This window comes from Collinsella sp. AM36-4AA (genome assembly GCF_003467795.1).
Classification (GTDB): Bacteria; Actinomycetota; Coriobacteriia; order Coriobacteriales; family Coriobacteriaceae; genus Collinsella.
The window spans coordinates 38,671-38,935 of the sequence record NZ_QSHS01000019.1; positions in this window are offsets into that span (position 1 = coordinate 38,671).

Sequence of the window (265 nt, forward strand, 5' to 3'; positions counted from 1 at the left end):
CCTTCCCCCACCCCGCCCCACCACTCCACCCACCATATATTGCAAAACACCCCCAATCATATGTTCGAAAACACAATATGTTGTGTTTACAGCAACGGCGGGATGCCACCTGTGGCACCCCGCCTTTCAACCTCAACCTTCAAGTTGACCTTGAGGCGATTTTTGCGTCCCTTTACATGCCGTTCACATCGCCCCCAAACTCCCCCACCCAAGGCACATGCGGCCCGCCACCGCGACGACAAGTGGCAAAAATGGGACGGGCCCC